Origin of the sequence: Curtobacterium sp. APC 4022 (assembly GCF_030407555.1) — a bacterium.
Taxonomy (GTDB): Bacteria; Actinomycetota; Actinomycetes; order Actinomycetales; family Microbacteriaceae; genus Curtobacterium.
Window position 1 is genome coordinate 42,120 of the sequence record NZ_JASDDD010000022.1, and the last position, 6,693, is coordinate 48,812.

General features: G+C 72.2%; 6 protein-coding genes. 5 read left to right on the forward strand and 1 reads right to left on the reverse strand.

Going from position 1 to position 6,693, the window contains the following annotated elements; all coding sequences use genetic code 11:
• The first annotated feature begins 32 nt into the window (after positions 1–32).
• From QL987_RS09105 to QL987_RS09125, 5 genes are all read left to right on the forward strand, one after another.
• Positions 33–2,039 carry a trypsin-like peptidase domain-containing protein gene (locus tag QL987_RS09105; RefSeq protein WP_290157316.1) on the forward strand — a complete coding sequence of 669 codons (2,007 nt, stop codon included), beginning with the start codon at positions 33–35 and terminating at the stop codon, positions 2,037–2,039.
• A gap of 186 nt (positions 2,040–2,225) precedes the next feature.
• A complete protein-coding gene (locus QL987_RS09110) occupies positions 2,226–3,269 on the forward strand; it encodes a glycosyltransferase family 2 protein (RefSeq protein ID WP_111075639.1) in 1,044 nt (347 codons plus the stop codon).
• A 5-nt stretch (positions 3,270–3,274) separates the two neighbouring features.
• Positions 3,275–4,123, forward strand: a complete 849-nt coding sequence (locus QL987_RS09115; RefSeq protein WP_290157317.1) for a CDP-alcohol phosphatidyltransferase family protein — start codon at positions 3,275–3,277, stop codon at positions 4,121–4,123.
• Complete coding sequence (locus QL987_RS09120) at positions 4,120–5,028, forward strand: glycosyltransferase (protein WP_253467793.1); 909 nt, start codon at positions 4,120–4,122, stop codon at positions 5,026–5,028. The genes QL987_RS09115 and QL987_RS09120 overlap by 4 nt, the downstream gene beginning before the upstream one ends.
• A 95-nt stretch (positions 5,029–5,123) precedes the next feature.
• Positions 5,124–6,356 carry a CDP-glycerol glycerophosphotransferase family protein gene (locus tag QL987_RS09125; protein ID WP_290157318.1) on the forward strand — a complete coding sequence of 411 codons (1,233 nt, stop codon included), beginning with the start codon at positions 5,124–5,126 and terminating at the stop codon, positions 6,354–6,356.
• A gap of 20 nt (positions 6,357–6,376) precedes the next feature.
• Here QL987_RS09125 and QL987_RS09130 read toward each other — a convergent pair whose 3' ends face one another.
• Positions 6,377–6,679 carry a hypothetical protein gene (locus tag QL987_RS09130; RefSeq protein ID WP_290157319.1) on the reverse strand — a complete coding sequence of 101 codons (303 nt, stop codon included), beginning with the start codon at positions 6,677–6,679 and terminating at the stop codon, positions 6,377–6,379.
• Between the last annotated feature and the right edge of the window lie 14 nt (positions 6,680–6,693).

The window sequence follows — 6,693 nt, forward strand, 5'->3', positions numbered from 1 at the left end:
GACTGCAGGAGCTTGAAAGGAGCACGTCCAACATGAGCGACACCACGCCCAACGGGCACGGCGACGACGACCGTCGCGACGAGACCACCGGTCCGGACGAGTCGAACGGCACCCAGCACGGGCACCGCGACGCCGACGACACGGACGTGGTGGGGACGACTCCGGCAGCGGAGGGCGAACACACCGCCGCCTCCGACCACCCCACCGAGCAGTACACGACCCCGTACCCGACGTTCGGGTCCGGGGCGTCCACCGACGCCGACGCGACCGAGACCGCGCAGTACGGCCAGTACGGCCAGTACTCGCAGCAGGGGCAGTCCGGCCAGCAGAGCCAGTACGGCCAGGACGCGCAGTCCGGGCAGGACGCGCAGTCCGGCCAGACGTCCCAGTACGGCCAGACCTCGCAGTACGACCAGACCTCGCAGTACGGGCAGGGTCAGTACGGCCAGCAGAGCCAGTACGGTCAGGCGGCGCAGTACGGGCAGCAGAGCCAGTACGGGCAGGACTCGGGGTACGGGCAGTACGGCCAGCAGGGCCAGAACGATCAGGGTCAGTACGGCCAGTACGGCCAGCCCGTCCAGTACGGCCAGGGGCAGTACGGCCAGCAGAGCCAGTACGGCCAGCAGGGCCAGTACGGCGAGCAGAGCCAGTACGGCCAGGACCGCCCCCGCTACGGCGAGTACTCCGGCGCCGCGGCCCCGACGCCGTCCGCCGACCAGGCACCGTCGTCGACGAGCTCGTTCGGTGACGCCGCCGACCAGCAGCGCGCGAACGGCCACTACTTCTCCGGCGCCCCGGCCACGACCGGCACCGCCACCCGCGAGCGCTCCGGCCGCAACAAGCTCGTCCTGCCGATCGTCGCGGGGCTCGTCCTCGCCGGCCTCGTCGGCGGCGGCGCGGGCTGGGCTGCCGGTTCGGCCAGCAACGGCAGCACCATCTCGGGCGGCGGCGGCACCTCGCAGAGCGGCGGCAACCTGACCGTCAACGACTACGACTCCGCCACGGTCGTCACCGCGGTCGCCGCGAAGGCCACCCCCTCGGTCGTCACGATCAACGTCTCGGCGAGCAGCGAGGCCGGCACCGGTTCCGGCGTCATCCTGAACAAGGACGGCTACATCGTCACGAACACCCACGTGGTGACGCTCGACGGTGACAGCTCGAGCGGCACCATCTCGGTGACGACCTCGAACGGCCGTGTCTACAAGGGCAAGCTCATCGGCACCGACCCGACGGTGGACCTCGCGGTCATCAAGATCGACGCGCCGGACCTCACCCCGATGTCCTTCGCCGATTCGTCGAAGCTCAACGTCGGCGACACCGCCGTGGCGATCGGTGCTCCGCTGGGTCTGTCGAACACGGTCACGGACGGCATCGTCTCGACCCTGAACCGCAGCATCCAGGTCACCTCGAGCGACCCGAACGCGGGCGGCGACACCAACGAGGGTCAGGGCAACAACGGCAACGGCCCGTTCGACTTCTGGGGCAACGGCGACAACGGCAGCAGCCCCTCGGCGGGCACCACCGTGTCCCTGCCGGTGATCCAGACCGACGCGTCGATCAACCCCGGCAACTCGGGTGGTGCGCTGCTCGACGACAAGGGCCGGCTCATCGGCATCAACGTCGCGATCGCCAGCGCCGGCAGCTCGAGCTCGTCGAGCTCCCAGTCGGGCAGCATCGGTGTCGGGTTCTCGATCCCGTCGAACCTGGTGAAGCGCGTCGCGTCCGAGATCGTCGACAACGGCAAGGCCACGCACGGTCTGCTCGGCGCGTCGGTCGGTGACGCCACCGAGGACGCCAACGCCTCGCAGGTCGGCGCGCTCATCAAGTCGGTCGTCTCCGGTGGCGCCGCCGCCGACGCCGGGCTGCAGAAGGGCGACGTCGTCACCAAGCTCGGTGACGCCACCATCGCAGACGCGACGGACCTCACCGCGCAGGTCCGCTTCTTCGCCGGTGGCGCGACGACGCAGGTCACCTACGTCCGCAACGGGGAGACCCGGACCGCCGACGTCAAGCTGGGGACCTACGACAGCTCGAAGTGACCCGACCATCCCCATGACGGGAGGCCCGCCACCAGCCGGTGGCGGGCCTCCCGTCCGTCCGGGGCCGGCTCCAGGAATCGGCTCCAGGGGTCGGCCAGGTGCCCATCGCGGGTGCTTGATAGGCTCGGTCCGCTCTGCGGGGCGGCCCCACGGGTCGCCTCGTGCCCGCCGGACCCCGAGGATCACATGCAGCACGACGGACAGGCCCTGCCAGGTGTCTCCTACGTCATGCCCGTCCTCAACGAGGTGACCGAGGTCCGCGCCGCGGTGGGCAGTCTGCTCGAGCAGGACTACGCCGGGCCGTTCGAGGTCATCCTGGCCCTCGGCCCGTCGATCGACGGCACGAACGAACTCGTCGCCGAGATGAGCGCCGCCGACCCGCGCATCCGTGCGGTCGACAACCCGGTCGGCTCGACTCCCGCCGGTCTCAACGTCGCGATCCGTGCCTCCGAGCACCCGATCGTCGTGCGGGTCGACGCGCACAGCGTCCTGCCGCCCGACTACACGCGCATCGCGGTCCGGACCCTGCAGGAGTCGGGCGCCGACAACGTCGGCGGCATCATGCGCGCCGAGGGCCGGACGCCGTTCGAGCAGGCCGTGGCCCTGGCCTACGGCAGCCGCGTCGGCCTGGGCGGGACCCCGCACCACGTCGGTGGGCAGGCGGGCCCGGCCGAGACCGCGTACCTCGGGGTGTTCCGACGCGAGCGCCTGTTCGCCGTCGGGCTCTTCGACGAGGGCATCAAGCGCGGCCAGGACTGGGAGCTCAACCGACGCCTCCGCACCACGGGCGGCACGGTCTGGTTCACGCCGGAGCTCGTCGTCACCTACCGGCCGCGCCCGAGTCTGAAGCGTCTGGTCCGGCAGTTCGTGGCCACCGGCCTCTGGCGCGGTGAACTGGCACGCCGGTTCCCGGCCGGCAACGGCCTGCGCTACTTCGTCCCGCCGCTGATGGTCCTGGCCGTCGCCCTCGGGCTCGTCGCCGGTCTCGTCGGTGTCGTCGGGGCGGTCCTCGGCTCGCCGCTCGCGTGGGCGATGACCGGGTTCGCGGTCCCGGCGGTCTACCTGCTCTTCGTCGTCGTCGGTGCCCTCGCGGTGTCGCGGCGATCGGTGCCGGCGACACGGGCGTGGCTGCTCGTCGTCCTGCCGTGCATCCACGTCGGCTGGGGTGTCGGCTTCATCATCGGGTTCCTGACACGGACCTCCGATCTGACCACGCACACGGGACGGTGACCGACATGGCCGATGACGACCTCGGGAACGGCGGCGGACCGGACCCCCGGGACGGCCGCGGGTTCACCCGACCGACCTCGATCGCCGAACTGCGGGCGGTGGCCCAGCCGGACGAGGTCCGGGCGCGAGCCAACGCCGAGCACTGGACGGCCTCGCTCTACCTGCGGGACATCTCGCCGTACCTGACGTCGCTGCTGCTGCGCACCCGGGTCAGCGCGAACCAGGTCACCGGCCTGATGATCCTGGTCGGCTGGTCCACCGCGGCCGCCCTCCTGATCCCGGGCATCTGGGGCGCCCTGCTCGCGCTCGTGCTCGGGCAGCTGCAGATGCTCGTCGACTGCTCCGACGGCGAGGTCGCCCGGTGGCGCGGCACCCGCTCGCCGGCCGGCATCTTCCTCGACAAGGTCGGGCACTACACGACCGAGGGACTCATCCCGATCGCGCTCGGCGTCCGGGCGGCGACCTGGCCGATCCACGGGGCCGACTGGATGTGGACGACGATCGGCTGCGCCCTCGGCCTGGTGATCGTGCTCAACAAGGCGCTCAACGACATGGTGCACGTCGCCCGTGCGCACGGCGGCATGGCGAAGCTCGCCGACCGGCGCGACGGGGTCACCGCCCCGTCCGGTGCGCGGCTCGCGACGCTCCGACGCGTCGCCCGCTTCCTGCCCTTCCACCGGCTGTACCACTCGGTCGAACTGACGATCATCACGTTCGTCGTCGCCCTGCTCGCGCTCGTCATCGGGCACCCGCTGGCGGACCGGATCCTGGTCGGGGCGCTCCTGCCGCTCGCCGTGCTGGCGACGGTCGGGCACTTCCTGGCGATCATGTCGTCGAAGCGGGTCCGCGCGTGACGCCCGGCACCCGCCGTCGTGGCGCGGTCCCGCACCGCGAGCGTCCCCGCGTCGCCGTCGTCAGCCTGTCGCAGGGCACCCGCCCGGACGACCTGCGCCGTGGCCTCGAGAGCGTGCTCGCGCAGCAGGGCGTCGACCTCGACGTGGTCTGCGTCGGCAACGGGTGGCAGCCGGTCGGCCTGCCCGACGGTGTCCGGGCGCTCGCGCTGCCGGAGAACCTCGGCATCCCCGCCGGCCGGAACGCCGGCGCTGCCGAGGTCGACGGTGACTACGTGTTCTTCCTCGACGACGACGCCTCGGTGCCGTCGCCGACGTTCCTCCGTGACGCGATCGCCCTGTTCGAGCACGACCCGTCGCTCGGCCTCGTGCAGCCCCGGGTGGTCGACCCCTCCGGTTCGGCGAACCCCCGCCGCTGGGTGCCCCGGATCCGCAAGGGCGACCCGGAGCAGAGCTCGCCGGTGTTCTCCGTGTGGGAGGGTGCCGTCGTCCTGCCGATGGACGTCTGGCGCGCGGTCGGTGGCTGGGGAGCCGAGTACTTCTACGCCCACGAGGGCATCGAGCTCGCCTGGCGGGTCTGGGACGCCGGACGTCGGACCTGGTACGCGGGGGAGCTCGTCGCGAACCACCCGGCGATCGACCCGGCACGCCACCGCGAGTACGTCCGTCTGAACGCCCGGAACCGGGTGTGGCTCGCGCGGCGCAACCTGCCCGCCGTCCTCCGGCCGCTCTACGTCGGCAGCTGGGCCGCGATCCAGGTGCTGCGCTGGTGGCGGTCGCCGCGGCGGCTCGCGACCTGGTTCGGCGGCATCGCCGAGGGGTGGCGCACCGACTGCGGTCCCGTCCGCGTGATGGGATGGCTCACGATCGGTCGGATGACACTGGCGGGCCGCCCACCCGTCGTCTGAGAGTGTCGAGACGGACGGGAGGCGCGCCTCCCGTCCGCAGCGCACGTCCCGTCCGCACCGCACGACCTGTCCGAACCACTGCCCAGGAGCACAGCATGGCCCTCGTCAAGGACGCCCGAACCGCGATCCGGCTCGCCGGCCGGCTGTGGCGGTCGCGCCAGACGCGGTCGCAGCTGGCCCGCCGACTGCCGTCGGTCCCGACGCCCGCGCCGGGCACGATCGAGATCGCGGTCTACTTCGCCGACGGCCCCGTGAACATGTACCAGATCCGCCAGTGGTACGCCCCGCTCGCCGCCCTGGCCGAGCACCGCGGGGTGGCGATCCTGTCCCGCAGCCCCGGCGCGATGCTGGCGCTGGCGGACGAGTCGCCCGTCCCCGTCGTCTACGCCCGCCAGGTCGTCGACCTCGAGCGCTTCGTCACCGAGCAGGCGCCGAAGGTGGTGCTGTACGTCAACCAGAACGCCCGCAACTTCCAGATGATGCGGTACGGGCGGATGTGGCACGTCTTCGTCAACCACGGCGAGAGCGACAAGATGTACATGACGACGAACCAGTTCAAGGCCTACGACACCGCGCTGATCGCCGGGGACGCCGCCCGGGACCGGCTCGCCGAAGCGCTCTGGGACTACGACCTGGACGGCCGGACCATCGCGATCGGCCGACCGCAGGCGGACCACTTCGCCGGGGAGCCGCCGTACCCGGCCGACGGACGCACCGTCGTGCTGTACGCGCCGACCTGGGAGGGCGACCGTGCCGCGGCCGCCTACGGGTCGATCGCCAGCCACGGCACGACCATCGCCGAGCAGGTCCTGGCGTCGCCGCGCCACCGGCTGGTCTACCGGCCGCACCCCCGCAGCGGGGTGCTCGACCCCGCGTACAAGGCGGCACACCAGCGGATCGTCGCCGCGATCGAGGCCGCGAACGCCGCCGACCCGTCGGCGCACCACGTGTACGACGACGGGCCGACGCTGGGCTGGCAGCTCGCCGGGGCGGATGTCGCGATCACCGACATCAGCGCGATGATCTACGATCGTCTGGCCGTCGGCAAGCCGCTCATCGTCACCCGCCCGGTGTCACCCGAGGCGGACGTCGACGAGCGCGGCTACCTGGGGGACGCCAACTGGCTGCGGGCGGCGGACGCCGGCGACGTCGTGGCCCGGGTGGACCGGGCCGTGACGGACGCCGACGAACTGGCCCGACTGCGGCACTGGGTGCAGCGGTACTTCGGGGACACCACGCCGGGTGTCGCCACGGCTCGGTTCCACGACGCGATCGACCGGCTGGTCGCCCGCTGGCACGAGGTCGCCCGCGAACGCTCGGCCGACTGACCGTCGGTCCGCGCAGCCCGTCAGGGGGCGAGCCCGGGGCTGGCCAGCGACATCCGCCACAGGAACTCCCCGCGGTCCGGCCGACGCCACCGGACGATGACGACGCCGGTCTCGTCGGCACCGGCGCCGAACACGGCCAGGGACAGCCCGCGCCCCGGCTCGAGCCGGCGGACGACGAGCGGCGGGGAGTAGCCCGTGCCGAGGTGGGTGAGGGAGATCCCGTCGAGGGTCTCGGTGCTGGTGTTGACCAGCTCGTAACGGCGGGGCGCCGCTGATCGGTCGATGGTGAACGGTACCGGGTAGGCGGTGATGGGGTCGCGCATGGGGAGCACGTTAG

Bases quoted from the DNA above. Each gene is read 5' to 3' on its own strand.
- QL987_RS09105 (WP_290157316.1), top strand. From the start codon at position 33: ATGAGCGACACCACGCCCAACGGGCACGGCGACGACGACCGTCGCGAC.
- QL987_RS09110 (WP_111075639.1), top strand. From the start codon at position 2,226: ATGCAGCACGACGGACAGGCCCTGCCAGGTGTCTCCTACGTCATGCCC.
- QL987_RS09115 (WP_290157317.1), top strand. From the start codon at position 3,275: ATGGCCGATGACGACCTCGGGAACGGCGGCGGACCGGACCCCCGGGAC.
- QL987_RS09125 (WP_290157318.1), top strand. From the start codon at position 5,124: ATGGCCCTCGTCAAGGACGCCCGAACCGCGATCCGGCTCGCCGGCCGG.
- QL987_RS09130 (WP_290157319.1), bottom strand. From the start codon at position 6,679: ATGCGCGACCCCATCACCGCCTACCCGGTACCGTTCACCATCGACCGA.